The following is a 24,476-nucleotide window of genomic DNA, read 5'->3' on the forward strand; positions in this document are numbered from 1 at the left end:
GGCAATGGGATCCGTTTTCACGGAGGGGGCGCCGCGAGGGCCGGGGAGTCGGGCCGCGCCATCGGCGGGGCTTCCCCTAATCTGGCAAAAAAGTACCGGATCTTAGCGAAGGGGAAATCCCGTGCCTTCTCGCCTCAATCCCTACATCAGCTTCAACGGCAACGCCCGGCAGGCCATGGATTTCTACAAGGACGTCTTCGGCGGCACCCTGACGGTGAACACGTACGGTGACTTCGGCAGCGGGAAGGAGGCCGGTGGCTCCGACGACATGATCATGCACAGCATGCTCGAGACCGAGAACGGCTTCACGCTCATGGGCGCCGACAACCCGCCGGGGTCGGAGAACAAGCCCGGGAACAACATCTCGGTGAGCGTGAGCGGCGACGAGGCCGAGGAACTGCGCGGCTACTGGTCCAAGCTGTCCGCCGGCGGCACGGTCACGGTGCCGCTGGAGAAGCAGATGTGGGGCGACGTCTTCGGCATGTGCACGGACCGCTTCGGCATCATCTGGATGGTCAACATCGTCCAGCCGCCGGCCTGACCCACGCCGCCGTGCCCGGTCGCCATCGCCCGTAGCAGTCCCGTGCGGCGGGCCACCCGTCCACGGTGGCACCCCGGCCGCCCGTCTTGCTCCACCCCGGCACCTGACCCCGCCGTCCGGCTGCCGCATGATCGATTCCCAGCACCGGTGGAGGAACGCGTGCGCTCCTCCACCACCGCGTTCCTTCGATCACGGGAGCCCCGCCACATGTCCGACATCAACGTGCGTGCCGTACGGGCCGAGGACTTCGCCCAGTGGCGCACCCTCTACCGCGGCTACGCCGACTTCTACCGGGTGGAGCAGACCGAGGAGGCCGCCGCCACCGTGTGGTCCTGGGTGACCGACCCGGGCCACGAGGTCAGCGCCCTGGTCGCCGAGGACTCCTCCGGCCGCCTCCTCGGCCTGGCCCACTACCGCCCGTTCGCCCGGCCGCTCTCCGCGACGGTCGGCTGCTTCCTCGACGACCTGTTCGTGGCGCCCGAGCACCGCGGCTCGGGCGCCGCCGACCGGCTGCTGGGCGCCCTGCGCGAGCTCGCGGCCGAGCGCGGCTGGAGCGTGGTCCGCTGGATCACCGCGGACGACAACCACCGCGCGCGGTCGAAGTACGACCAGGTGGCCACGCGCACCATGTGGATCACCTACGACATGGCCCCGACCGGCTCGTGAGGATCACGAGCTGCTGGGTCGCGCGGGTCATCGCGACGTAGCGGCTGACGGCTCCCTCGACGCCCTCGCCGAAGGTCTGCGGGTCGATGAGGACGACGAGGTCGAATTCGAGCCCCTTCGTCAGCTCCGGTGTCAGCGACCGGACGCGCGACGCCGGCCGGACGGTGACGTCGTCGACGTCACCGGTGGCGATGACACAGGCGACCCCCTCGGCGTGGGCGGCGAGCCACGCGTCGAGGACCGAGTCCAGCTCCGCGACGGAGCCGTGCGCGACGGGGATGCCGCTGCTGCGGATGGAGGTCGGCACGTTGGCGTCCGGGAGCGCGGCCCGGATGGCCGGCTCGGCGTGCGCCATGACCTCTTCCGGCGTGCGGTAGTTGACGCTCAGGGAGGCCACGTCGATCCGGTCGAGCCCGACCCGTTCGAGCCGTTCCCGCCACGACTCGGTGAAACCCCGGCGGGCCTGGGCGCGGTCGCCGACGATGGTGAAGCTCCTGGACGGGCAGCGCAGCAACAGCATCTGCCACTCCGCGTCGGTCAGTTCCTGGGCCTCGTCCACGACGATGTGGGCGAACGGGCCGGCCAGGAGGTCGGGTTCGGTGCGCGGCAGCGCGCTCTCGTCGACCAGGGTGTCCTGCAGGTCCGCTCCGTGCAGCATCCCCACCGCGCCCTCGCTCTCGTCGAGCACGACGTTCTGCAGCAGGCTGTCGATGGCGTCGGACCGGCGCGCGCGTTCGGCGGCGACGGCCGCGTCATGCCGGCGCCTGCGCAGGGAGGCCTCCGCGTCACCAAGCCGCCGGCGGGCCGCGTCCAGGAGCGGCAGGTCGGACACCGTCCAGGCGTGGGTGTCCGTACGCTGCAGTGCGCGCACCTCGTCGGGGCCGAGCCAGGGAGCGCACTTGCGCAGGTAGGCGGGGACCGACCAGAGGTCCGCGACGATGTCGGTCGCCTCGAGCATCGGCCACGCCCGGTGGAGGGCCTTCCGCAGCTCCCGGTCCTGGAGCAGCGCCCTCCGCAGCAGGTGGGGCGGGGCGTCGCTGTCGTCCTTGTCCATCAGGATCGTGGCCAGCTCCTCGAGGATCTGGTCGTGCGCCTCGTTGTGCGGGGTGCCGGACTCCACCGCGTCGAACGCCACCGCCCAGTCGTCGGCGCTCAGCCACAGGTCGGACCAGGGGGTCTCGACCTCCATCCCCTCGGTGGGCGGCTCCTCGTAGATGCGGACGGCCGCCTCGATCGCCTTCACCAGGCCGGCGGACGACTTCAGCCGGGCCACGTCCGCGTCGGTCTCGGCCCCCGCCGCGGCCCCTTCGGCGACGAGGTCGCGCAGGGTGCAGGTCTGCACACCCTCCTCGCCGAGGCTGGGCAGGACGTCGGCGACGTAGGCCAGGTAGGGCTCGTGCGGGCCGACGAAGAGCACGCCGCCGCGGCGGTGGCCGAGGCGGGGGTCGGAGTAGAGCAGGTGCGCCGCCCGGTGCAGGGCGACGACGGTCTTGCCGGTGCCCGGACCGCCGTCGACGACGAGGGCGCCGCGGGATCCCGCCCGGATGACGGCGTCCTGGTCGGCCTGGATGGTGGCGAGCACGTCGCGCATCCGCGGCGAGCGGTTGGTGCCCAGGCTGGCGATGAAGGCGGACTGGTCGTCGAGCGCGGCGTGCCCTTCGAGCCCGTCGGCGGTGAACACCTCGTCCCAGTAGTCGCTGATGCGGCCGCGGGTCCAGCGGTACCGGCGGCGGCTCGCCAGGCCCATCGGATTCGCGTGGGTCGCCGCGAAGAAGGGCTCGGCCGCGGGGGAACGCCAGTCGACCAGCAGCCGGTGCCCGGTGTTGTCGGTGAGGCCGAGGCGTCCGATGTACAGCGGCTCGGCGTCGTCGGCGCCGACGACGTGCCCGAGGCACAGGTCCAGGCCGAAGCGGCGCAGGGTGCGCAGGCGGCTGGTCAGGCGGTGGATCTCCGCGTCGCGGTCCATCGCCTCGCGGCCGATGCCGCCGGGTGCCCTGCGCGCGGCCTCCAGGCGGTCGGACAGTTCGGCGATCGACTGGGCGAGGCTCTCCGAGATGGCCGCGAAGTGCTGCTCGTCGCGGTCGATCAGTGCCGCGTCCGCCTTGCCGGAAAGGCGCTCGGGAAGGTCGAACGCGCTGGTCGTGGTCGGGGAGTTCACGGCATCAGCTCCGATCCGAGGTCGTATGACGGACAACTCGACAACAGCACACACACGTGGTGGATCTCCCGTTTCTGCAGGTCGGCGCTCGGTCCGCGAAGTCTGCACCACGGCCGGGGCCTTGCCGCAAGCCCCCCGGTGCGCTATAAGTTGAGAGTGGCAAGGAGCGGATCGACCTCCTTGCCTTTTTGTATGCCCTCTCGGCCTCCCGCCCTCCGGGCTCGCCGCCACCGTGCGGCTCGACCCTGTGGTGGCCCAGGTGGAGATCCCGTCGGGCCGGGCTCGACGAGGGCTTCGGCGACAGCCCGGTGCTGCTCGCCACCCGCCTCGACGAGGACCTCGACGAGGCGGGGGCGCAGCCGGTGGTCCCCTCGGACCGGTGCGGGGCGCGCCACGTCAGCGCCATCGCGCACGTGTGGTCCGGCGCCCCGGCGGCGCCGGACCTCTGATCGGGGATCAGGCGGTGGCGAGGGAGATCTCGGTCGACTTGATCAGCGCGACGACCTGCGAGCCGGCGGACAGCCCGAGCGCGTCGACCGCGTCGGCGGTGACGGCCGCGGTCAGGTGACCGCCGCTCACGTTCATCTTCACGGCGGCCATGGCCGGGCCGGTGGCGATGTCGGAGACGGTGCCGGTGAGCTGGTTGCGGATGGAGATGTTCTCGACCGGGCCGGTGGCCAGGGCCACCTCGGTGGCCTTGACGAGCGCCTTGACGCCGGAGCCCGTGGTGAGGCCGAGGTCCTTGACGGCGTCGGCGGTGATGGCCGCGGTGATTTCCTGCCCCCCGTCCAGCCTGACCTTGACCGTCGCCATGGCCTCGCCGACGGTGACGGCGGTGACGGTGCCTGCGATCTGGTTGCGGATGCTGAGCGTCATGAAGGTTCGACCTCTTATGTGGACGTGTCGTGCGGCCCGGAGGGAACCGCCCCGGACCGACCGTAGGCCCCGGGATCCGGCTCGCACGGACCCCCTCGCATCCGCCCGCGGGAACCACCCGCCCGGCTGGCGCCCACGGGTGGGAGCGGCTACAGCCGCCGCTTCTGACCAATCTCCGATTCAGCCTCGAGCATCACCCCTGTTCCTTTCAGAGCATGATGAGCAGCCGGGTTTTCGGCTTGAGCTTCCGGTTCACCGAACGGCTCTGCACGTAGACCTCCAACTTGGGATTCCGGCCCGCCTTTACCGAGACCGTTCCCTGGATTCCCGTGCCGAAGAGAAGGCTGCGCGCCGCGTCGCCCGTATAGGCGCGGTCGGTGTCCTTCTCGACGACGATGACTTCCTTGTCGGGCTGGACCTGGACGCGGGTGCCCAGCTGGTAGTAGCACGATCCGCGTTCGTACGTCACGCCCGGATGCGAGTCGACGAAGGACCGGATCTCGACCTCGGTGTCGACCTTCAGGAGGCGGTACTTGTCGGCCGGGACCGGTTCGAGGTTCGCCCGCACGTCGTCGACCGAGATGTCCTGGCCGACCGCGAAGAGGTTCTTCGTGCCGCGCACGCCCTGCTCGCGGCCCCGGAGGAAGCTGGTGGCGGCGGCGCGTACGGTGCCGATCGCCTCCTCGACGCCCTCCTGGGAATCCGCGTCCCAGATGGCGATGTTGCCGGCCGGGAAGCCGTAGTTCTGCGCGGTGCGCTTCGCCAGGGAGTTCGGGACCAGGATCGCCGAGGTCCAGTGGCCCGGAAGCGCGCCCATCTTCGCGGCGATCCTGTCGAGCCAGGGGCCGAGGATGGTCATGTCGCCGTCGTGCCGGCGGTCGCCGCCGGAGGCGTTCTCCTCGCCGTCCGTGACCACGATCTGGAGGAAGCTGTGCTCGCCGTACTCCTCCCAGATGTGTCCCAGGTCGTCCAGGGACTTCAGGGAGGCCTCGATGAGGGCCGTGGCGCCGTTGTTGACCTTGTAGAGACCCCGCATGGACGGAAGGTGCTTCACGTCCATGTCCCAGACCAGGTTCTCCACCCTGTGGTCGAAGGAATAGAGGCTGATCCGGGTCTCGTGACCGAGGCTGTCCGATTCGGCTTTCAGTCCCGCCACGAATTCGTCCACGACCCGGATCAGTTGGTGCTGGTGCTGGTGCATGGAACCCGAACTGTCCACTACCAGCGCGACGTGGTTCACCTTGTGCTGGATTTTGTTGGCGGACATGTCTGTGCTCCTTTTCGAGGCTCCCCGAGTGATGTCTCCACACTATGGGGAGGCACTGACAATGGAGCTTGACGAGCCGTCACCCGCCTTTCAGAGCGGTTCGCCCAGGGGTCCGTACTCCTCTTCCAGGTTCCGGGCCCAGTGGGCGGCGAAGTCCGGTTGTGTGCCGTCGGCGTCGGTGAATCCGTACTCCCGGTACAGGCCCCACGTGGCGAGGGCGCGTCCGGTCCTGGTCATGATCCGGGGATCGGCCGCGAGTGCGACGACCGCCCGGCCGAGGTAGGCGGGGGTCTCGGAGTGGGCGAAGTTCGGGTCCTGGGCGGCGCCGTCGCGCCAGTTGGCCTCGGTGACACCGAAGTGGTCGAGCAGGGCCTCCGAGCGCAGGAAGCCGGGTGTGATGGCGACGGCCGCGACGCCGTGCGGCTTGAGCTCGGCCGCCTGGGCGACGGCGAGCCGGATCACCGCGGACTTCGCCAGGTCGTAGAAGAACGAGCCGCGGTAGCGGGCGGTGTTGCCGTCGGTGACCTCCACGACCAGGCCGCTCCCGCGGGCGACCATGAGGGGGAGCGCGAACCGGCTGGTGATGACGTGGGTCTCCACCGCCTGCCGCAGCAGTCGGAGTCCGGTCTCCAGGTCCTGTTCCCACAGGGGGTGTTCCCAGTCGGTCATCCGGTCTGCGCCCCATACGGAGTTGACCAGGACGTCGAGCCGGCCGTCCTGCTCCGCGGCGATCCTGTCGACGAGGGCTTTCACCTCCTCGGGACGGCTGTGGTCGGTGCGGGCGGGGATGCCCAGGCCGCCCGCGGCGGTGACCTGCTCGGCGGTCTGCTCGATCGTCTCCGGGCGGTCCATGTCGGAGCGCCCGCCGGCGCCGCTGCGGCCCGTGACGTACACCGTCGCGCCGGCGGCCCCGAGCTCGACGGCGATGCCCCGTCCGCCGCCCCGGGTGCCGCCGGCGACGAGAGCCACCTTTCCTGCCAGCAGGTGCGTGTCGGTCATTTCGATTCCTCCGGGTCGTGGTCGGGGCGCGCGGGGATGTGCGGGAGCAGTACGGTGTCGAGCTCTTGCCGGAGCCGCTGCGCGAGGGTGCCGCGGCGGTCGAGCGCCCAGGTCAGGCCCGCTCCGGCGGTGATCGCCTGCACGGTGCGGGCCAGTGCCGTGACGTCCGTTCCGGCGCGCAGCTCACCGGCGTCCGCCGCGTCCGCCAGCAGCGCCTCGACCGCATGCCCCTGGGCCTGGTGAACGGCCAGGGCGTGCGCGTAGAGCTGCGGATCGGCGAGGTCCGTGCACAGGAACGCCAGATGGTGGGCGTAGGTCTCCGGCGTGTCGATACCGGCCACCGATTCCGCCGTGAGCGCCGCCAGGGCTTCGAGCGCCGAGGCGTGTTCCCCGCGCACCCGGCCGGCCCGTTCGCCCGCGTGCTGCGCGGACTGGTCGGCGAGGGCCAGGAGCAGACCGCGCTTCGATCCGAAGCGCTGGACGAGGGTGCCGGGCACCAGCCCGACCTCGCGCGCGACGGCGGCCAGCGTCAGGCCGGTCGGACCGCTCCGGCCCATGACCCGGGCCGCGGCGCGCAGGATCACCGCGTCCTCGACCCCTCGGGGACGTCCCACAGCGCCACTCCGTTCGTTAATAAATGCTCGTTCATTTATTAAAGCGTGCGCTCCGCGTCGCCGCAAGCTCCGAACCTCCACGCGGGCGTCGCCCCATCCGGGCACGGAACCCGCCGCGGCCGGGACTCGGCCTTGCGCCCCCGCCCGCCCCCTGGCCTACTACGGGAACGACGGACAACTCCCGCCGCGGCCGCCCGGCTGGCGCGCGCCGCGGCAAGATAGCAGCCTTTCCCGGGAGCGCCGGGATGTTTGTCCGATGGTGATGTCCTCCCGCAGTCGCGCCACCCCTGCCACTAGCGTCCCGTGACACCCCCGGGAATGCGGGTGTGCACCGCACGGCACGTGCGGCCCCTCCTGCCCCGCCACTTTCCCGGCCCATGGAGCGAGGAGGCACAGTGCTGTCATTGCGGCGGAGATCCTTCAGCGGCTTGTCAGTGGCCACGAGATACACGATCGGAAGCGGTGTCGTCATCGCCGCGCTTGCCCTCACCCTGATCGCCCTGCTGATACCCGTGGACCGATTCGGCAGCACCGCCTCGGCCGCCACAACGGGTCCGGCCGCGGCGGACGACGACGGCCTCGGGACGATGAGCACGGCGTACGGACCGCTGACGGCCGCCGACCGGGACTTCGTCCGCAAGGTACGGCTCGCCGGGCTGTGGGAGCTACCCGCGGGACGGCAGGCGCAGCAGCGCGGTACGCGCCCCGCGATCCGCACGGCCGGGGAACACCTCGTCGACGGCCACACCGAACTGGACCGGCAGGTCATCCAGGTCGGCCAGGCCCTCGGCGTCGATCTGCCCAACCAGCCGTCCGCGCAGCAGCAGGACTGGCTGGGCCAGCTGACCCGCGCCAAGGGAGATGAATACGAACGACTGTTCGTCCAGCTGCTGCGCCGAGCGCACGGAAAGGTCTTCGCACTGCTGGCGGGGATACGGGCGCAGACCCGCAACTCCATGGTGCGAGCCCTCGCCACGTCCGCCAACGCCACGGTCCTGGACCACATCACGGTCCTCGAGGACAGCGGACTGGTCGACTTCGACACGCTCTCCGACAATGTCCGAACGACGAAGTGAAGTGATCGCATGAGTCAAAAGGGCCACAAACGCCCCCGGTTGTCGAACAAGCTCCTGGCTGTGGTGTCCGCCCTCGTGCTGGGCGGTGGCGGGGTCGCCATCGTCGCCGGAAACGCGTCCGCGGGCCAGGAGGGCGACCGCGCGACGAAGGTGGCGGCCACCATCGACTGTCCCGACGTCGGGGAGAAGATCACCGCGGTGCCCGAGCAGGCCAAGACCCAGGTGGACGAGGGTCTCGCCAAGCTCGACGACCAGGTGGCCGACGCGTACCGGCGCCTCGCCGCCGGCGAGGCGAAGGGCAACGCCCTCCTCGGTGAGCTCAAGCAGCAGCGGGACAAAGCCATCTCCGGCATGGCCGACGCGATCGGCCAAGGGGGCCAACCCCCGCAGGAGATAAAGTCGTTGGGCGCCTGCACGATGAAGGAGGCACCCGTCGCGAACGACGGCGAGGCAGGCGGCGGGGGCGACCTGAGCGCCGCCGCCAAGAGCGGCGCCGGGGGGCAGAAGGGCGGTCCGGCGAAGAGCGACTTCGTCAGCATCAACAAGGTCAAGCCGAACGTGCGCACCCCCGCCGCGTCGGGGAACGCCTCGAAGGGCTCCTTCAGCTCGCAGTGCGGCCGCAACGAGAACGGCCACTTCAACCCCGACAACGTGATCGTCGCACCCGGCGTGTCCAACGGCGCCCACCACATGCACGACTACGTGGGCAACAAGACCACCGACGCCTTCTCCACCAACGACAGCCTCGCCGCCTCCGGCACCACCTGCGGCAACGGTGACCAGTCGAGCTACTACTGGCCCGTGCTGCGACTGCGCGACGGCAAGGCCGAGCGGGACGCCAAGGCTCCCGGCGGCGGCCAGGACGCCAACGTCGGCACCATCCTCAAGCCGAAGCAGGTGTCGATCACCTTCAAGGGCAGCCCCGTCGACAAGGTCACCGCGATGCCCCGCTTCCTGCGCATCATCACCGGTGACGCCAAGGCCTTCACCAACGGCAACGCCAACGCCAACGCCTCCTGGAGCTGCACGGGCTTCGAGAACCGCCAGTTGAAGGACAAGTACCCGGTCTGCCCCAAGGGCAGTGACGTGGTGCGCACCTTCACCTTCCAGAGCTGCTGGGACGGCCGGAACGTCGACAGCGCCAACCACCGCACGCACGTGGCCTTCCCCGACAAGAACGGCCGCTGCCAGAAGGGCTTCAAGGCCATTCCGCAGCTGGTCATGCGCCTCACCTACGGGGTGGCGCCGGGTGCCCGCTTCGCCGTGGACAGCTTCCCCGAGCAGCTGCACAAGCCGGTGACCGACCACGACGACTTCATCAACGTGATGTCGAACGGCCTGATGAACAAGGCCGTGAGCTGCATCAACGACGGGCGCACCTGCCGCTGACCCCGCCTGACCCCCTGGTCCGTACCGGTCCGGTTCCTCGAGATCCGGGCCGGTACGGGCCCTTCTGCTCCCGGGGCGGGGCGTTCCTCACCCCCACCACCGCGCCCGGCCCCGGGAAAGGTGTCGGCCCGAAGCCGACTTCGGGCCGACACCGCACACAACAGCCCGGCCCGGCCCCGTGACGAGGGGGCCGGGCCGGGCTGTTCGCGGTTCAGGTATCGCTTCGGGGGTCGTTACGGGAGTCGTTCAGAGGCCGTTGACGCGGGCCATGCGTCCGACGACGAGGGGGGTGAAGTCGGCGGTGATCACGCGCGCCGCCCTGCGGCTCACGCGCGAGTGCTGGCGTCGCACCTGGGCCATCAGCCGGCGGCTGCGCAGGGCCATCTCCAGTTCGAAGCGGGTACGGGGGTCGCGCAGGCCGGTGCCGAAGAGCTTCTCCAGCTGGCGCATCCGGTAGCGCACGGTCTGCGGGTGCACGCTCAGGGCTTTGGCGGCCTCCGGGGCCCCGCCGCCCTCCAGCCAGGCGAGCAGGGTCACCTCCAGGCGCTCGCTCTGGCGCGGGGTCAGGTCGGCCAGCGGCCGCAGCCACCGGGCGGCCAGCGCGTGGGCGAGCGGTTCGTCCTGGAGCAGCAGCAGGGTCGAGAGGTGGTCGTCCACGAACACGGCGCGGAGCTCCAGGCCCGGGCGCGCGGGGGTCAGGGCGAACAGGCGCAGCGCCCAGCGCAGCGAGGAGGCCGTGTCCCGGAGCGGGACCGCGTGCCCCACGGCGGCGAACCGGCCGCGGAGCAGCTGGTCCAGCGGGGCGCGGGTGTCCGGGTCGAGGCTGGGCACCAGCAGGCACGGCCGGCCCGCGAACGTGCCGGTGAGGGCGTCGGCCAGTACGGCGGCGAGCTGCTGGGCCTCGACGGGCGAGGCCGGCACGATGGCCCGTACGGCCGGGGGGAGGGGCCAGCCGGCCGCCTCGGCGAGTTCGACGAGGGAACTCTCGGAAGCGGCCCGGTCGTCGGTGAGGGCGTTGAAAAGGTCCTCACGGGCGCGGTCGCCCGCGCCGCCGCCCGCTCGGGCACTGTCCCGGGCGCCCTCACGGGCACCCTCTCGAACGCCCTCACGGACGACCTCGTAGCGGCCTTCGTGCGTGACCTCGCACTCGTCGTTCCTCTGGAGGGCAATTCCGACCTTGATCCGGGCCCTGGTCCCGGCCTTGGTCTCGGCCTCGACTCCAAGGGTGTCCATGTCCATGTCCGTGTCCGCGATGTCGTCCTCGCTCTCGTCCGGGTCCTCGTCCCGGCCCTCGTACTCGTCCTCGTCCGGTGTCTGTTCCCGGGTTTGCTCCTGGTAGCCGAGCGCGGTGAGGAGAGCCTCCTCCACGCACTGCCTGAGCAACTCGTCATCGATGGCATCGTTGTCATCGATAAGTGCGGAAAATTCCGGAATTCCATGCAGAAGCTCCTCCACTATCTCGCCGGCCAGCGCGGGCAGTTCTTTGCGCAGGACGCGGGTCCACTCGCCACGCGGGCGGGACCAGATGCGGTTCAGAAGTTCGCACATCGTTTTCCTCGTTCGTGCCGGGGTGAGGCTTGTCCGGGGAAGAGCGACAAGCCCGCCGAGGTTGCCCCCTGCGCCAACATCCTTGTCTGGCACGGGAGTTGCGGCCCTCGTACTCCCTCCTGAGAGGTCCGGCCACTTACGGTCCCGTAATTTTGCGGCGTTTTTGCCGTCCGGGACGCGTAGGTGACAGGCGGCGCGGTGGCCAGTCGCAACCTCCGCTGGAGGGGAATCTTCCGGTGTTGTTCGATGCGTCGGAGACGCGCTGCGAGAAATTATCACGTTTCGATAAATCCTGTGGAGCTGGTGTGCAGCTCCACGATGCTGCTGCACTCCGGCCCCAAGTTCCCTCGGCCGGCGCGGAGTTTCACAGCGCTGCCGGGCACAGAGGACACAACGACCCCCGGGTGCCCGAGCGCCAGGTGGAGTGCTCGGAGCCCAGGCGCACAGGAGAACTGGATGCCCCTGCCCCAGCCTCACATGTCCCGCTCACACAGAGCCCGCCGCAGAAGCCGTCACGCGGCAGCGGCAACGGCACCGACCGCCGGCCGGAGGGCCGTCCGGCGGCCCTCCCTCCTTCCCACCGCGGGCAGACTGCCGACCGGTGTGATCAGCGCCGCCGGCGCGGCCGTCGTCTCCCTCGTCGTGGCCGCCCGCGCGGGCGCACTGACCCAGCTGTGGGACTTCCTCGACTACGGGGCGGGCGTGCTCTCGCTCGTCTCGCTCACCTCCACCGTCCTGTGGGGGCTGGTGGCCAGCGACCGGCTCCTGCTGGGGTCCGGCCACCGGCTGCTCGCCCAAGGGGTGCACCGCGGCCTCGCGGTGGCGGGGCTGGGTTTCCTGGCCCTCCACATCTGGGTCAAGATCGCGGAGCAGCGCACGACGGCCGCCTCCGCGGCGGTGCCCTTCACGGACGTCGGCCAGCCGGTCCTGATCGGCCTCGGCTCGCTGGCCGGATACCTCTTCCTCGCCGTGGCGATATCCGGTGCCGTGCGCAGCGCGTTCGCCACCAAGGGCCGCTCCCTGTGGTGGCGGGCCCTGCACTTCGGGGCCTATCCCGCGTGGGGCGCGTCCCTGGTGCACGGCCTGAAGGCGGGCCGGCCCGCCGACGTCTGGGTCACGGCGTCCTACGCGCTGTGCCTGGCCGGCGTCGCCGGAGTGCTCGCCTTCCGCCTCAAGTCCCGTATGGGCGACGTACCGCCCCGGCCGGCCGGCCCGCCGACCGCGCCACAGCCGTCCGTCGTACTGGCGGCCGTGCCCCGGCCGAGACGGGGTACGGCTCCGGTCGCCATCGACCGGCCGGCCCCGCCGCCGGCCCGGCCCGACGACCCGCCCCGCGCCGCCGTGTACGCCCCGAGCCGGGCCGGTGGCGCTCTGGGCGGGAACGGCGAGCAGGTCGCCACCGGGGACCGGTGGCTGTGACCGGCCTTCCGACCCCCAGCCTGGGCTGCGTGGGCGCCCCCAGGCTGCTGGCCGGGCTCGACCAGGCGCCCAGGCTCGACCGCGTCGCCCATCTGACCGCGCACGGCTCGCTGCCGCGCTACCGGCCGGACGAACTGGTCGACCTCTCCGACAACATCGACCTGCGGGGCCGCGGCGGGGCGGGCTTCCCCTTCGCCCGGAAACTGCGCGCCGTCATGCGGTCCGCCCGGGGCGGCGACGGACAGACCGCTGTAGTCGTCAACGGCAGTGAAGGCGAACCGAGTTGTCTCAAGGACACCGCGCTTCTGCTGCACGCCCCCCATCTGGTGCTCGACGGGGCCCTGCTGGCCGCCGCCGCGATCTCCGCCGACGACGTCGTGGTGGGGGTCACCCGGACGGACGTGGAACAGTCCGTCCGGGCCGCCATCGCGGAACGCGGCCCGGCCGGCCGCCGGGTGCGGGTGACGATGCTCCCCGAGCGGTTCGTCACCGGAGAGGGAACCGCCCACATCAACGGCCTCAACGGCGGTGACACGCTGCCGTCCGGACAGAAGGTGCGGACCAGCGAACGGGGCCTGGGCGGCATGCCCACCCTGCTGTCCAACACCGAGACCTTCGCCCAACTCGCCGTCGCCGCACGGCTCGGCGCGCTGGACTACCGTACGACCGGCCTGCCGAACGAGCCGGGCACCGTCCTGCTGACCGTTGCCGGCACCACCGTCGTCGAGACGCCGACCGGGGCCGCGCTCTCGTACATCCTCGACCTGTGCGGCACCGATCCCGGTCAGGGCGTACTGGTCGGCGGCTATCACGGCAAATGGCTCGATCCGGGGTCCGCCCGCGCCGCGGAGGTGTCCCGGCAGTCCCTCGACTCGCTCGGCGCGCGGCTGGGGGCGGGGGCGGTGCTGCCGCTGCCCGAGGACACCTGTCCGGTGGGCGAGGTGGCGCGGGTGACCCGCTGGATGGCGAACGAGTCGGCCGGGCAGTGCGGCCCGTGCGTACGGGGGCTGCCCGCACTGGCCGACGTACTGGAGGACGCGATCCGGGGAGGGGGCAGAACCGCCCTCGACATGGTGGAGACGCGGCTCAAGGCGGTCCTGGGCCGCGGAGCGTGCAGCCATCCCGACGGCACCTCGCGCTTCGTGGCCTCGGCGCTCAGCGTGTTCCCGGACGAGTTCCGCGACCACGCCCTCGGCAGCGGGTGCGGCCGGCGGGTGCTGGGGGCGCTGCCGTTGCCCGAGGACGAGAGTCCGGAGCGGCTGGTCGTGGACTGGACCCTGTGCCGGGGCCACGGGCTGTGCGTGGACATCCTGCCCGACGTCGTACGGCTCGACGCGGACGGCTTTCCGGCGCAGGCGTCCATGCCGGTGCCGGGCCGGCTGCGGCCCAAGGCGCTGCGCGCGGTGCGGCGCTGCCCGGCCCTTGCCCTGCGCATCCAGGACTGAACCATTGCGCCGGGTTCAATCTTGGCGCGATCTGACAAATTCCCAGGGAATTCCGCTTCCACCGCCCGGCGCCCCGTATCAATTACCGGGGGCAAGAAAACGCGGAACCGAACCTGAAGGAGAGACCGTGAAGAGGATGCGTCGTGAGATATTCGCCGGGTCGGCGATCGCGGTACTGATGCTGACGGCCGCATGCGGTAGCGGGGACAATTACTCGGGAAAGGGGACATCGGTTCAGCCGGTGGGCGACAGCAAACAGGTCGGCAATGGCTACGACGACGTCTACGGCAGCGGATCCGGGGCCGACCCGTCGGGTGCGGCCGGCAAGAACGGTCCGGCCGGCCAGCTGAAGGTGCAGGAGATCGGGACGGTCGGTTCGGGCGTCGCCGACAGTCAGGGGTTCACCCTCTACCGCTTCGACAAGGACACGCCCAAGCCCCCCAAGTCCAACTGCGAAGGGGACTGCGCGAAGGCCTGGCCCGCCGTCTCCGCGGACGACGTCTCGGCAGGTGAGGGGATAGACAAGAGCCTCCTCGGCTCGGTCGCCCGGGCCGATGGCACCCGCCAGCTGACGCTCGCGGGATGGCCCGTGTACCGCTACGCGAAGGACACCAAGGCGGGCGACTCGCTCGGCGAGGGGGTCGGCGGGACCTGGCACGTGCTGGGGCCGGACGGAAAGCCGGCGGCTCCGGCCAAGAGCGGTGGCGCGGACGGCGGAAAGGGCGGCGGCGCGGCGGAGGGGACATCCGAACTCAGCGTCAATCAGAACGCCCAGCTCGGCCCCATCATCGCGGATGCCGAGGGCCGGACGCTCTACCGGTTCGACAAGGACAGCGCCTGGCCGATGAAAATCGGCTGTGTGGACGGCTGCACGGACACCTGGAAGCCCGCAAAGCCCGTCGACAAGGAAAATGTGACCGGAATTGCCGCCGAATTGGTGGGCAAGGTGAAGCGGCCCGACGGTACCGAGCAATTGACGATCGACTGCTGGCCGGTCTACACGTTCACCGGTGACAAGGAACCCGGGGACATCAGCGGCCACAACAACAAGGGCCTCTGGTTCGCCGTCACCGACAAGGGCAAGAAGGCGAAGGTCACCGGCTAGGACCGGGGCGGACCGGCCCCACCCGGCACGGTCCCCCGGCACACACCCCACCGCCCTGCCCGCCCCTCGACGCGTGGTGCCCGGGACCCCTCCCCACCCGGGCACCACGACCCTTGTCCCGACCAGCCAGAGAGGTCGCCATGCCCTCGTCCACCGACCGCCGCACCCGGCGGACGGGCTCGCCACGCGTGACCCTCGCCGCACTGTGCCTGGCGGCCCTCCTGTGCGGCGGCTGCGGCGCCGGGCAGACGGCCGCGCACCGCACCTCGAACTCCGCGCAGCAGACCTCGACCTCCCCGAGCGGCACCTCGATCGAGGAGATCGCCGCGGCCATCGGCTGTACGGCCGAAGTGAGCGTGGAGGCCGACGAGTTGCGGCAGGGGGGCTGCCAGACCGAACAGGGCGGCCCGTACCGCATGGTCACCTTCGCCGCCGAGCAGGGGCTGCGCTCCTGGCTGACCGAGGCCAAGACGTACGGCGGCCTGTACCTGGTCGGGGACCGGTGGGTCGTCACCGCGGGGACGGAGGACGCCCTCGCGGGGGCACGCGGCAGGCTGGGCGGCGCCCTGGAGAAGGGCGACACGCACGCCGGCCCCTCCGAGCACCCCGGATCCCCCGAACACGCGGGATCCCCCGAACACGCGGGGTCCTCCGAACACGCCGGATCGCCCGAGCATGCCGAGCCCTCCGGACACGCCGAGCACTCCACCCAGCCCTGAACTCCCGTGGCGTGTCGGCCAGTTGTCCTGATTTCAGCTCGTTCGCGAGGAGCACAAGGCACGACCCTTCGGGATGATTCGGCCGGGCGGTGCGTGCAACAAGGTGGAGCCGTAAGCGACTTCACCGAAAGGAACGCTTCGTGCTCCTGAAACGCTTCGCACCACTGCTCGCGGCCGCCGGACTCCTGGCCTCCACCGTGCCCCTGCTGTCGGCGACCCAGGCATCGGCGGCCCCCGCCGCGGACCACCTGCGGCAGAAGCCCGCCTGGCACCGCTGCAGCCCCGAGCAGCCGGCCTCGTACGAGTGCGCCACGCTCGAGGTGCCGCTCGACTACCGGCGTCCCGAGGGGCGCACGATCGACCTCGCGATATCCCGGATCAAGAGCGAGAACCCGGCCAAGCGACACGGCGCCATGCTGCTGAACCCGGGTGGCCCGGGCGGTTCCGGGCTCGACCTGCCGCTGATGATGAACGAGGCGATGCCCAAGGAGGTCCGGGACCAGTACGACCTCATCGGCTTCGATCCGCGCGGGGTCGGCGCCAGCGACCCGATCACCTGCGGGCTGGACGAGGCGGAACAGAACTTCGACCGCGCCTATCGTCCGGAGACCTTCGGCTCCGACGTGACGTGGGCCCGCACCGTCGCCGACAAGTGCCGTGAGAAGGCCGGTTCGGTGCTCCCGTACATCACCACCCGCAACACGGCGCGCGACATGGACACGATCCGCGCGGTGCTGGGCGAGCGCAAGCTCTCGTACCTGGGCTACTCGTACGGGACCTACCTCGGCGCGGTGTACACGCAGATGTTCCCGGACCGCACGGACCGCTTCGTGCTCGACAGCGGCGTGGACCCGCAGCGGATCTGGCGCGGCATGATCCAGGTCTGGGCCACCGAGGCCGAGCCGGCCTACGCGCGGTGGACGCGGTGGGCGGCGCAGCGGTCGGCGGAGTACGGGCTCGGCGACAGTCCGAAGGCCGTGTCCGACACCTTCTGGGCGCTGGTGGCGCGCGCCGACAAGGAGCCCATCGACCTCGAGGGCATGAAGGTCGACGGCGACATGATCCGTGCCGCGCGCGGGGTGTTCTTCTACCCGGCGCAGGCCACTCCCCTGATCGCGGCCCTGAAGGCCGCGGCCGAGGGCAGGCCGCTGCCCGAGGGCATGACCGTGACGGAGCTGAAGCGGCTGCTGACCGGCGGCGCGGCGGCCGAGCCCGCCACGGACAACGGCACCGCCGTGTTCTGGGCCGTGGTGTGCGGGGACACGGGCAGCTGGCCCCGCTACACCGAGCAGTACGAGCGGGACGCGGCGAAGGACAAGGCCAGGTACCCGCTGTACGGGGACTTCGCGTCCAACATCAAGCCGTGTGCCTTCTGGGACCGGCCGGTCGAGGCGGCCACGCCCATGAACAAGAGGGCGAACGTGCTGACCGTGCAGAACGAGTGGGACTCGCAGACCCCGCTCGTCAGCGGGCAGGGCCTGCACCGCGCCCTCAAGGGATCGCGGATGGTGCTGGCGGCCGGCGGTGAGGGCCACGGGGTGTACCTCGTCGACCCCGCCTCCTGCGCCAACGCGCCGGTCCACGCGTACCTGACCACGGGCAAGCTGCCCGCCCAGGACGTGACCTGCCAGAACCCGCCGAACGATGCGCGCCGGCGCGGGTCCCTCGCCCCGTCCAAGCCGCTGCCGATCCCGTCCGGACCCGGGCGGTTCTGACACCGCCCCGACCTCCGGCCCAACGCCGGCCGCGGACGGCTACCGGTTCGTGGGGGACGCCTCCGCGGCCGCCTTGATACGGCGGCCGAAGTCGGGGGCGTCCTTGCGTGCGGCGCTCGCCGCGAGGCCGACGAGCAGCTTGCCGAGGCCGTGTCCGTGCAGGGTGTTGAAGATCCGGACCCGGGTGCGGCCGCCGGAGACGGCTTCCAGGTCGTAGCCGCCCTCCGCGGTGACGAGGTTCTTGCTCTGCTCCGTCCAGCGGATCAGGCGCGGCGGGTCGAAGCCGTCGATGCGGAACTCGCGGGCGGTCTTCATCCCGGCGTCCTTGACCGTGCTGCGGAAGACCGTGCCGAGGGCCGTGGGGCCGTCCGGGATCCTGGTGATCTCCTGGACGCGCGGGCTGAAATCCGGGTCGTTGCGCCCGTCGGCGAGGTAGGCGAAGACCTCCTCGATCGGCCTGTCGATCTCGACGCTCGCCTCGAACTGTCCGGACATGATGGCTCCTCGCTGTGACGTCCCGTGATCCACGATCCCAGAGCGCCCTTCCCCGCGCGCGCGGAGCGGCTCACCGGGCCGCTCCGCGCGCCTCGAACCCGCGGCCGCTCTTGCGGCCCCGCAGCGGTCAGCCTTCGATCAGGGGGGTCAGGCCGTCGAGGAGTGCCTTCAGGCCGAGGCTGAAGAGCGCGTCGAGACGCAGGTCGTAGCCGTCCTCGAAGGATCCGACCACCTTGGCGAAGGTCGGGAAGCGGCCCGATTCCACCAGGGCTCCCAGGGCGGGGGCGCGACTGTCCATCCACTGCTCCTCCGACTGGCCCGTGGCGGCCTCGGCGTGCGCTTCCAGTTCCAGGTGCGCCGCGAGGCCGTGGACGTGGCTGTAGAGCAGGACGTGGATGTCGAACAGCGTGGTGGGGTCGAGGCCGTGGCCGTCGAGCGCGCCCAGCATCCACTCGCCGTGCACCATCAGGTTGGGTACGAGCAACGGGCGCGTGAGGGACCCGAGCTGGGACAGCCACGGGTGCTTCCGGTAGAGGCCCCACAGGGTCCGGCCGCCCAGCTCGACGCGGGCACGCCAGTCCGCCGGGGCGTCCGCGGGGTAGGACTCCTCGCCGAACGCGGCGTCGGCCATGTGCAGGACGAGGTCCTCCTTGCTCGGGACGTACCGGTACGTCGACATCGCCGCGACGCCGAGCCGGGCCGCGACGCCGCGCATGGAGAGCGCCGGGAGTCCTTCGGCGTCGGCGATCTCGATGGCGGCGCGCACGATCCGCTCCAGGCTCAGCTCCTGCTCGGGGTCCGGGGCGGACGACGGGCGTCTGCGGGCCGGCGCGGCGGGGGCGGCCCGCGCCGCTGGGGCGGGGGCGGCTCCGGCGACGACCGTGCCGATCCGCGGCCGGGCCTCGACGAGTCCCTCCAGACGCAGGGTGGTCAGGGCCTTGGTCGCGGTGGCGAGCGCGACGCCCCATTCCGCGGCGAGCTGCCGGGTCGAAGGGACCCGGTCCCCGGGGGCGAGTTCACCCTGTGCGATGCGCTGCCGGACCGCGGCGACGATGCGCAGGTAGGGCGGGGCCCCCGCTGCCCCTGTGGCCTTCGTCACGTCCTGCCGCCTCCCTCGCCTGTACTAGTGCAGAGGGTAGCAGCGGCAACGTCGCGCGAGGGCGATCCTGTCCTAGTACACCTGTCGTGCAAGGCCAGTTGAAGGGTCTGCGCGTACGTCGTACGTTCAGAGCTCGTACACCGTACACACACGGAGGACCCCCTCATGCTGACCGTACTCGTCTCCGGTGGCGGAATCGCCGGTCCCGTCCTCGCCTACTGGCTGCGCCGCCACGGCTTCGCGCCCACCGTCGTCGAACGCGCTCCGGGCCCGCGCCCCGGCGGCCAGGCCGTGGACATCCGCGGCGTGGCGCTCGAAGTCGTTGAGCGGATGGGCCTGCTGGACCAGGCGCGCCTCGTACGGACCCGGATGCGCGGCATGTCGATCCTCGGCCCCGACGGCCAGGAGGTCGACCGCTCCACCGAGGCGACCTTCAGCAGCGGCCGGCTCGACAGCGAGGACATCGAGGTGCTGCGCGAGGACCTGGTGCGGATGGTGCACGAGCACACGCGCTCGGGCGTCGAGTACCTCTTCGGCGACAGCATCACCGCGCTCGACGAGGACGAGAGCGGTGTGCGCGTCGGCTTCGCGCACGGGCCGTCCCGCACCTTCGACCTCGTGGTCGGGGCCGACGGCCTCCACTCCGCCGTACGTCGCCTGGCCTTCGGCCCGGAGGAGCGCTTCACGCACCATCTGGGCAGCTACCTCTCGGTGTTCAGCGCGGAGAACTTCCTCGGCCTGGACGAGTGGCAGGTGTGGCTGCGGGACGGGGACGCGGGCTTCGGCATCATGCCCGTGCGCGACAACACGGAGCTCAGGATCGCCTTCGGCTTCGAGTCCGGCCCGATGGCCCCCGAACTGCGCGAGGGCACCGCCCTGCGGCAGCGCGTCGTGGACAGGCTCGCGTCGATGCGGTGGGAGGGCACCCGCCTGGCCGAGGCCGCCCGGACGGCGCCCGACTTCTACTGCGACGCCATGGCCCAGGTCCGTATGAACCAGTGGTCGCGGGGCCGGGTGACCTTGCTCGGTGACGCCGGCTACTGCCCCTCCCCCCTCTCGGGGCAGGGCACCAGCCTGGCCTTGGTGGGCGCCCACGTGCTGGCCGACTGCCTGGCCCGGGACAAGGGCGACCACCGCGCGGCGTACGCGCGCTACGAGCGGCGGATGCGCCCCTTCGTCACCCTCAACCAGGCCCTGGCCACCGAGAACCCCGGCGGACCCGCCTCCGAGGACTCCGTGGCCCACGCCAAGAACGCCCTGTCCCTGGACGGTTGACCCGGCGGGGCGACGGTTCAGCCGAGCAGCGCGTAGACGGTCGAGGCCGTGGCGGCCGGTTCCGCCGAGCCCTCGGGGGTGAGGGTGATGTCCGCGAAGGCCATCCGCTTGCCCAGCTTGGTGACCCGTACGTGGATCAGCAGGTCGGCGCCCACCACCGGCCGCTGGAAGCTCGTCGACTGCTGGACGGTGGTCATCGGCCCGTACCCGCCGCGGGCGGCGGAGATCGCGATGACGGTGGCCGTGTCGGCGGCGGCCATCATCGCCTGGCCCGAGAGCCCGCCGCCGTCGCGGGCCAGCTCTCCCGACCAGGGCAGGCGCAGCACGGCGTGCCGCTCGCCGGTCTCCTGGACGGTCAGTCCGAGGGCGAGCACCCAGGGGGCGAAGTGGTCGGCGAGGATCTTGTCTGCGTCTGCGGGAGAGAACGTCACCGGGGCATTGTGGCGGCCCGGCCGGACCGCCACAATCCCCTTTCGGACGGTTCCGGTCAGAGCGAGGCGGCCAGTTCCGTCCCCTGCCGGATGGCCCGCTTGGCGTCGAGCTCGGCGGCCACGTCGGCGCCGCCGATCAGGTGCGCCTCGACGCCGGCCGCGCGCAGCGCCTCGTACAGGTCGCGGCGCGGCTCCTGGCCCGTGCACAGGACCACGGTGTCGGCGGGCACGAGGCGCTGCTCGCCGTCGACGGTGATGTGCAGGCCCTCGTCGTCGATCCGGTCGTACGCGGCACCGGCGACGGAGACGACCCCGCGGTGCTTGAGCTCGGCGCGGTGGATCCAGCCGGTGGTGGTGCCGAGGCCGGCGCCGACCTTGGTGGCCTTGCGCTGGAGCAGGTGGACGCGGCGCGGCGGCGCGGGACGCTCGGGCTTCGCGAGCCCGCCGGGGCCGGTGTACGCGGTGTCCACGCCCCAGTGGCGGAAGTAGACCTCGGGGTCCTGGGAGGCGCCCTCGCCGCTGTCGGTGAGGAACTCGGCCACGTCGAAGCCGATGCCGCCGGCTCCGACGACGGCGACGCGCTCGCCGACGGGGGCGCCGTCGCGCAGCACGTCGAGGTAGCTGACGACGCTGGGGTGGTCCACGCCCTCGATGTCGGGGGTGCGGGGGGTGACGCCGGTGGCGACGACGACCTCGTCGAAGCCGCGCAGGGTCTCCACGTCGGCGCGGGTGTTCAGGCGGACCTCCACACCGCTCTCCGCGAGCTGGGTGGCGAAGTAGCGGATGGTCTCCTCGAACTCCTCCTTGCCCGGGATGCGGCGCGCGACGTCGAGCTGGCCGCCGATGTGGCCGGAGGCCTCGAAGAGGGTGACGGCGTGGCCCCGGCCGGCGGCGGAGACGGCGCAGGCGAGTCCGGCCGGGCCGGCGCCGACGACGGCGACGCTCTTCTTCGTGCGCGTCGGGGACAGGACGAGCTCGGTCTCGTGGCAGGCGCGCGGGTTGACCAGGCAGGTCGTGATCTTGCCGCTGAAGGTGTGGTCGAGGCAGGCCTGGTTGCAGCCGATGCAGGTGTTGATGGTCTCGGAGCGGCCGGCCGCGGCCTTGGCGACGAAGTCGGCGTCGGCCAGGAAGGGGCGGGCCAGCGACACCAGGTCGGCGCGCCCGTCGGCGAGCAGTTCCTCGGCGATCTCCGGGGTGTTGATGCGGTTGCTGGTGACGAGCGGGACGCTCACCGCGCCCATCAACCGCTTGGTGACCCAGGTGTAGGCGCCGCGCGGGACGGAGGTGGCGATGGTGGGGATGCGGGCCTCGTGCCAGCCGATGCCGGTGTTGATGATGGTGGCGCCGGCCGCCTCGATCTCCTTGGCGAGGTGGACGACCTCGTCGAGGGTGGAGCCGCCGGGGATGAGGTCCAGCATGGACAGGCGGTAGATGAGGATGAAGTCCTCGCCGACGGCCGCGCGGGTGCGTCGGACGATCTCCAGCGGGAAGCGGACGCGGTTCTCGTACGCGCCGCCCCAGCGGTCGGTGCGCTTGTTGGTGGCGCCGGCGATGAACTCGTTGATCAGGTAGCCCTCGGAGCCCATGATCTCGACGCCGTCGTAGCCGGCGAGCTTGGCCAGGCGGGCGGCGCGGACGAAGTCCTCGACGGTCCGCTCCACCTCGATGTCGCTGAGCGCGTTCGGCACGAAGGGGCTGATGGGGGCCTGGAGGGCACTGGGGGCGACCAGGTCCTTGTGGTAGGCGTAGCGGCCGAAGTGGAGGATCTGCATCGCGATCTTCCCGCCCTCGGCGTGCACGGCCTCGGTGATCACCCGGTGCTCGGCGGCCTCGTCCTCGGTGGTGAGGCGGGAGCCGCCCTCGAAGGGGCGTCCGGCGTCGTTCGGGGCGATGCCGCCGGTGACGATCAGGCCGGCGCCGCCGCGGGCGCGCTCGGCGTAGAAGGCGGCGAGGCGTTCGAAGCCGCCCGCGTGCTCCTCGAGGCCGGTGTGCATCGAGCCCATGATCACGCGGTTCGGCAGGGTGGTGAAGCCGAGGTCCAGCGGGCTCAGCAGGTGCGGGTACCGGCTCTGGGAACTCTGCGGATTCATCGGGGTGTGCCTCCTCGCGCGGGGGTGATGACTCTGTTCTAGCGAGGGCAAGCCGGTTTTGCAACTAAGTGCATAACCCCGGGCGTGCGCCCCTCCCCCGGATGCGGGCGCCGCACGACCTCCCGGGCGCCACCTGTGTCGGACCTCACGCGCCGGTTGATCCCTCCGTGCTCCGAGCCGCCCGTCCGATGCGTCCGGGAGGGCCGTCCGCCCTCCTTGTCGGCCCCCTCCCCCCTCACTAGCGTCCGCCGCTGAGACCTCACACCGGTGGGGTCGGAGAGTGGGGACAGATGAAGAATGCGCTGCGGCGTTCCCTTGCCCTCGCCGGGGCACTGGCCGTCCTGCCGCTGATGACCGTCTCCGCGCAGGCGGAACCTCCGGGGCCGCTGTCCGCGGAAGCGGTCGCCGCGATGGCCCCGGAACGACAGGCCGAGGCACTGGGGCCACTGCGGGCGGCGGCCGATGCCGCGGCCCGGGTGGGCCAGGGGGCACGGGCGGACATCTACACGCAGGTGGAGATGGCGTCCGACTACCGCTCGGTCCGCGTGTACCTGACCGATCCCGGCCGCGGCCGGGAGTTCCTGGCCGCGGTGCACGAGGCCGACCCCGAGGTGAACGCCAAGCTGATCCACATCGTCCGGGCGAAGAAATCCCGCAAGGAACTCATGAAGGAGATCTCGGGGTTGACCGGCGGCGCCGGCCTCCCCTTCACGGTCTCCCTCGCCGGCAGCTCCGTCGACGGCTCCGCCATCGACCTCTCCGTGGACAAGCCCGAGGCCGCCCGGGCCTACTTCGACTCCCCGGCGGTGGCCCGGCAGCGCGAGGCCGCCGGCGCGACCCCCGTCCGCATCACCCAGGCACCGCCGTCGCGGCCGCTGAACCGCTGGAACGACACCTCCCCCTTCTACGCGGGGGCGGCCCTCGGGCCGGCCTCCGGCAGCCGGTCGTACTGCACGAGCGGAATCCCGGCCGTCAGCACGTGGGACGGCCGCCAGTGGCTGGTCACCGCGGGCCACTGCTACAACGTCGGCGACAACGTCTGGGCCGCCGGCGGCAACTACATCGGCCAGGTCAAGTTCAAGAAGCCGGAGATCGACTCCGCCTTCATCGAGGCACCGACCCACCGCTACACGTGGGACGGCGTGGACGCGAACGGCTACACCCGCTACCTCAACGGGGTGCGCAACGTCGCGGTCGGGGACTTCACCTGCCAGCTCGGGTACAACTCCAAGGTCGTCTGCAACATCCGTACGGTGTACGCGGGCAACGCCAGGTGGAACGTCAACGGAACCGACGTCTGGGGCAGTTACGGCGTGCCCCACGCCGGTGGCATCGTCGGCCGCGGCGGCGACAGCGGCGGCCCGGTGATCTTCATCAACGACCCGAACTCACGGCAGCTCAACGGCATCGTCAGCTACGGCTGGGGATGCAACGCCGCGCAGGAGTGCAGCACCGGACTCGGCTGGGTCGACGTCTGGGCCATCTTCAACGGCTTCGCCATCAAGCTGAACCCGTCCTGACCGGTAGGGCCCGACCTGACCCCGGCCCG

Annotated in this window: 21 protein-coding genes and 1 pseudogene; 12 read left to right on the plus strand and 10 right to left on the minus strand. The window is 71.4% G+C overall.

The features are described 5' to 3' along the window. The first annotated feature begins 121 nt into the window (after positions 1 to 121). Together ACZ6JT_RS04710 and ACZ6JT_RS04715 are read left to right on the plus strand one after the other, a co-directional pair. Entirely contained in the window at positions 122 to 541 is a 420-nt protein-coding gene (locus tag ACZ6JT_RS04710) for a VOC family protein (protein ID WP_469207160.1), read from the plus strand. Between the two features lie 207 nt (positions 542 to 748). Beyond that, positions 749 to 1,207 carry a GNAT family N-acetyltransferase gene (locus ACZ6JT_RS04715; protein WP_469207162.1) on the plus strand — a complete coding sequence of 153 codons (459 nt, stop codon included), beginning with the start codon at positions 749 to 751 and terminating at the stop codon, positions 1,205 to 1,207. Here ACZ6JT_RS04715 and helR read toward each other — a convergent pair. Next, complete coding sequence (gene helR / locus ACZ6JT_RS04720) at positions 1,176 to 3,365, minus strand: RNA polymerase recycling motor ATPase HelR (RefSeq protein ID WP_469207164.1); 2,190 nt, start codon at positions 3,363 to 3,365, stop codon at positions 1,176 to 1,178. The two genes, ACZ6JT_RS04715 and helR, sit on opposite strands and share 32 nt — an antisense overlap. Positions 3,366 to 3,640: 275 nt before the next feature. On the opposite strand from helR, the pseudogene ACZ6JT_RS04725 reads away from it, so the two are divergent. After that, a pseudogene (locus tag ACZ6JT_RS04725) lies at positions 3,641 to 3,814 on the plus strand (molybdopterin-dependent oxidoreductase); the annotation flags it as partial. A gap of 7 nt (positions 3,815 to 3,821) precedes the next feature. Here ACZ6JT_RS04725 and ACZ6JT_RS04730 read toward each other — a convergent pair. The 4 genes from ACZ6JT_RS04730 to ACZ6JT_RS04745 all read right to left on the minus strand — a co-directional run bounded on the left by ACZ6JT_RS04730 (position 3,822) and on the right by ACZ6JT_RS04745 (position 7,121). Next, the gene (locus ACZ6JT_RS04730) at positions 3,822 to 4,241 is read right to left on the minus strand and encodes a TOBE domain-containing protein (protein ID WP_469207166.1); all 420 of its coding nucleotides are present in this window, start codon (positions 4,239 to 4,241) and stop codon (positions 3,822 to 3,824) included. Between the two features lie 208 nt (positions 4,242 to 4,449). Beyond that, a complete protein-coding gene (locus tag ACZ6JT_RS04735) occupies positions 4,450 to 5,508 on the minus strand; it encodes a vWA domain-containing protein (protein ID WP_469207168.1) in 1,059 nt (352 codons plus the stop codon). Between the two features lie 90 nt (positions 5,509 to 5,598). Continuing rightward, positions 5,599 to 6,507, minus strand: coding sequence for an SDR family oxidoreductase (locus ACZ6JT_RS04740; protein WP_469207170.1), 909 nt, complete (start codon positions 6,505 to 6,507; stop codon positions 5,599 to 5,601). Then, entirely contained in the window at positions 6,504 to 7,121 is a 618-nt protein-coding gene (locus ACZ6JT_RS04745; protein WP_469207172.1) for a TetR/AcrR family transcriptional regulator, read from the minus strand. Before ACZ6JT_RS04745 ends, ACZ6JT_RS04740 begins: the two co-directional genes overlap by 4 nt. 434 nt (positions 7,122 to 7,555) lie before the next feature. Between ACZ6JT_RS04745 and ACZ6JT_RS04750 the strand changes: the two genes are divergently transcribed. Next, complete coding sequence (locus tag ACZ6JT_RS04750; RefSeq protein WP_469207174.1) at positions 7,556 to 8,197, plus strand: DUF4142 domain-containing protein; 642 nt, start codon at positions 7,556 to 7,558, stop codon at positions 8,195 to 8,197. A 9-nt stretch (positions 8,198 to 8,206) separates the two neighbouring features. Further along, a complete protein-coding gene (locus ACZ6JT_RS04755; protein ID WP_469207176.1) occupies positions 8,207 to 9,586 on the plus strand; it encodes a DUF1996 domain-containing protein in 1,380 nt (459 codons plus the stop codon). Between the two features lie 246 nt (positions 9,587 to 9,832). Here the strand turns inward: ACZ6JT_RS04755 and ACZ6JT_RS04760 are convergent, their stop codons facing one another. Then, complete coding sequence (locus tag ACZ6JT_RS04760) at positions 9,833 to 11,134, minus strand: PucR family transcriptional regulator (RefSeq protein ID WP_469207178.1); 1,302 nt, start codon at positions 11,132 to 11,134, stop codon at positions 9,833 to 9,835. A gap of 603 nt (positions 11,135 to 11,737) precedes the next feature. Here ACZ6JT_RS04760 and ACZ6JT_RS04765 point away from each other — a divergent pair. The 5 genes from ACZ6JT_RS04765 (at position 11,738) to ACZ6JT_RS04785 (ending at position 17,537) form a co-directional block, all read left to right on the plus strand. Beyond that, positions 11,738 to 12,553 (plus strand): hypothetical protein, encoded by an 816-nt coding sequence (locus ACZ6JT_RS04765; protein WP_469207180.1) that lies wholly within the window; start codon positions 11,738 to 11,740, stop codon positions 12,551 to 12,553. 29 nt (positions 12,554 to 12,582) lie between these two features. Beyond that, entirely contained in the window at positions 12,583 to 13,998 is a 1,416-nt protein-coding gene (locus tag ACZ6JT_RS04770) for an NADH-ubiquinone oxidoreductase-F iron-sulfur binding region domain-containing protein (RefSeq protein ID WP_469207182.1), read from the plus strand. Between the two features lie 136 nt (positions 13,999 to 14,134). Next, entirely contained in the window at positions 14,135 to 15,103 is a 969-nt protein-coding gene (locus tag ACZ6JT_RS04775) for an SCO0930 family lipoprotein (protein WP_469207184.1), read from the plus strand. 140 nt (positions 15,104 to 15,243) lie between these two features. Continuing rightward, entirely contained in the window at positions 15,244 to 15,822 is a 579-nt protein-coding gene (locus tag ACZ6JT_RS04780) for a hypothetical protein (RefSeq protein ID WP_469207186.1), read from the plus strand. A gap of 140 nt (positions 15,823 to 15,962) precedes the next feature. Beyond that, the gene (locus ACZ6JT_RS04785) at positions 15,963 to 17,537 is read left to right on the plus strand and encodes an alpha/beta hydrolase (RefSeq protein WP_469207188.1); all 1,575 of its coding nucleotides are present in this window, start codon (positions 15,963 to 15,965) and stop codon (positions 17,535 to 17,537) included. 39 nt (positions 17,538 to 17,576) lie between these two features. Here ACZ6JT_RS04785 and ACZ6JT_RS04790 read toward each other — a convergent pair whose 3' ends face one another. After that, complete coding sequence (locus ACZ6JT_RS04790; protein ID WP_469207190.1) at positions 17,577 to 18,032, minus strand: SRPBCC family protein; 456 nt, start codon at positions 18,030 to 18,032, stop codon at positions 17,577 to 17,579. Positions 18,033 to 18,159: 127 nt separating this feature from the next. After that, complete coding sequence (locus ACZ6JT_RS04795; RefSeq protein ID WP_469207192.1) at positions 18,160 to 19,131, minus strand: GntR family transcriptional regulator; 972 nt, start codon at positions 19,129 to 19,131, stop codon at positions 18,160 to 18,162. Positions 19,132 to 19,296: 165 nt separating this feature from the next. Here ACZ6JT_RS04795 and ACZ6JT_RS04800 point away from each other — a divergent pair, with 165 nt between their 5' ends. Then, positions 19,297 to 20,406, plus strand: coding sequence for an FAD-dependent monooxygenase (locus ACZ6JT_RS04800; protein ID WP_469207195.1), 1,110 nt, complete (start codon positions 19,297 to 19,299; stop codon positions 20,404 to 20,406). 17 nt (positions 20,407 to 20,423) lie between these two features. On the opposite strand, the gene ACZ6JT_RS04805 is transcribed toward ACZ6JT_RS04800, so the two are convergent. Together ACZ6JT_RS04805 and ACZ6JT_RS04810 are read right to left on the minus strand one after the other, a co-directional pair. After that, a complete protein-coding gene (locus ACZ6JT_RS04805) occupies positions 20,424 to 20,837 on the minus strand; it encodes a PaaI family thioesterase (RefSeq protein ID WP_365468750.1) in 414 nt (137 codons plus the stop codon). Positions 20,838 to 20,893: 56 nt separating this feature from the next. Then, positions 20,894 to 22,927, minus strand: a complete 2,034-nt coding sequence (locus tag ACZ6JT_RS04810) for an NADPH-dependent 2,4-dienoyl-CoA reductase (protein WP_469207197.1) — start codon at positions 22,925 to 22,927, stop codon at positions 20,894 to 20,896. 290 nt (positions 22,928 to 23,217) lie between these two features. Between ACZ6JT_RS04810 and ACZ6JT_RS04815 the strand changes: the two genes are divergently transcribed. Continuing rightward, positions 23,218 to 24,447 (plus strand): chymotrypsin family serine protease, encoded by a 1,230-nt coding sequence (locus ACZ6JT_RS04815; RefSeq protein WP_469207200.1) that lies wholly within the window; start codon positions 23,218 to 23,220, stop codon positions 24,445 to 24,447. Positions 24,448 to 24,476 lie beyond the last annotated feature (29 nt).

The organism is Streptomyces sp. NPDC046308, from assembly GCF_055588065.1.

Bases quoted from the DNA above. Each gene is read 5' to 3' on its own strand.
- ACZ6JT_RS04780 (WP_469207186.1), top strand. From the start codon at position 15,244: ATGCCCTCGTCCACCGACCGCCGCACCCGGCGGACGGGCTCGCCACGC.
- ACZ6JT_RS04810 (WP_469207197.1), bottom strand. From the start codon at position 22,927: ATGAATCCGCAGAGTTCCCAGAGCCGGTACCCGCACCTGCTGAGCCCG.
- ACZ6JT_RS04760 (WP_469207178.1), bottom strand. From the start codon at position 11,134: ATGTGCGAACTTCTGAACCGCATCTGGTCCCGCCCGCGTGGCGAGTGG.
- ACZ6JT_RS04815 (WP_469207200.1), top strand. From the start codon at position 23,218: ATGAAGAATGCGCTGCGGCGTTCCCTTGCCCTCGCCGGGGCACTGGCC.
- ACZ6JT_RS04715 (WP_469207162.1), top strand. From the start codon at position 749: ATGTCCGACATCAACGTGCGTGCCGTACGGGCCGAGGACTTCGCCCAG.
- ACZ6JT_RS04775 (WP_469207184.1), top strand. From the start codon at position 14,135: ATGCGTCGTGAGATATTCGCCGGGTCGGCGATCGCGGTACTGATGCTG.
- ACZ6JT_RS04740 (WP_469207170.1), bottom strand. From the start codon at position 6,507: ATGACCGACACGCACCTGCTGGCAGGAAAGGTGGCTCTCGTCGCCGGC.
- ACZ6JT_RS04790 (WP_469207190.1), bottom strand. From the start codon at position 18,032: ATGTCCGGACAGTTCGAGGCGAGCGTCGAGATCGACAGGCCGATCGAG.
- ACZ6JT_RS04800 (WP_469207195.1), top strand. From the start codon at position 19,297: ATGCTGACCGTACTCGTCTCCGGTGGCGGAATCGCCGGTCCCGTCCTC.
- ACZ6JT_RS04755 (WP_469207176.1), top strand. From the start codon at position 8,207: ATGAGTCAAAAGGGCCACAAACGCCCCCGGTTGTCGAACAAGCTCCTG.
- ACZ6JT_RS04730 (WP_469207166.1), bottom strand. From the start codon at position 4,241: ATGACGCTCAGCATCCGCAACCAGATCGCAGGCACCGTCACCGCCGTC.
- ACZ6JT_RS04735 (WP_469207168.1), bottom strand. From the start codon at position 5,508: ATGTCCGCCAACAAAATCCAGCACAAGGTGAACCACGTCGCGCTGGTA.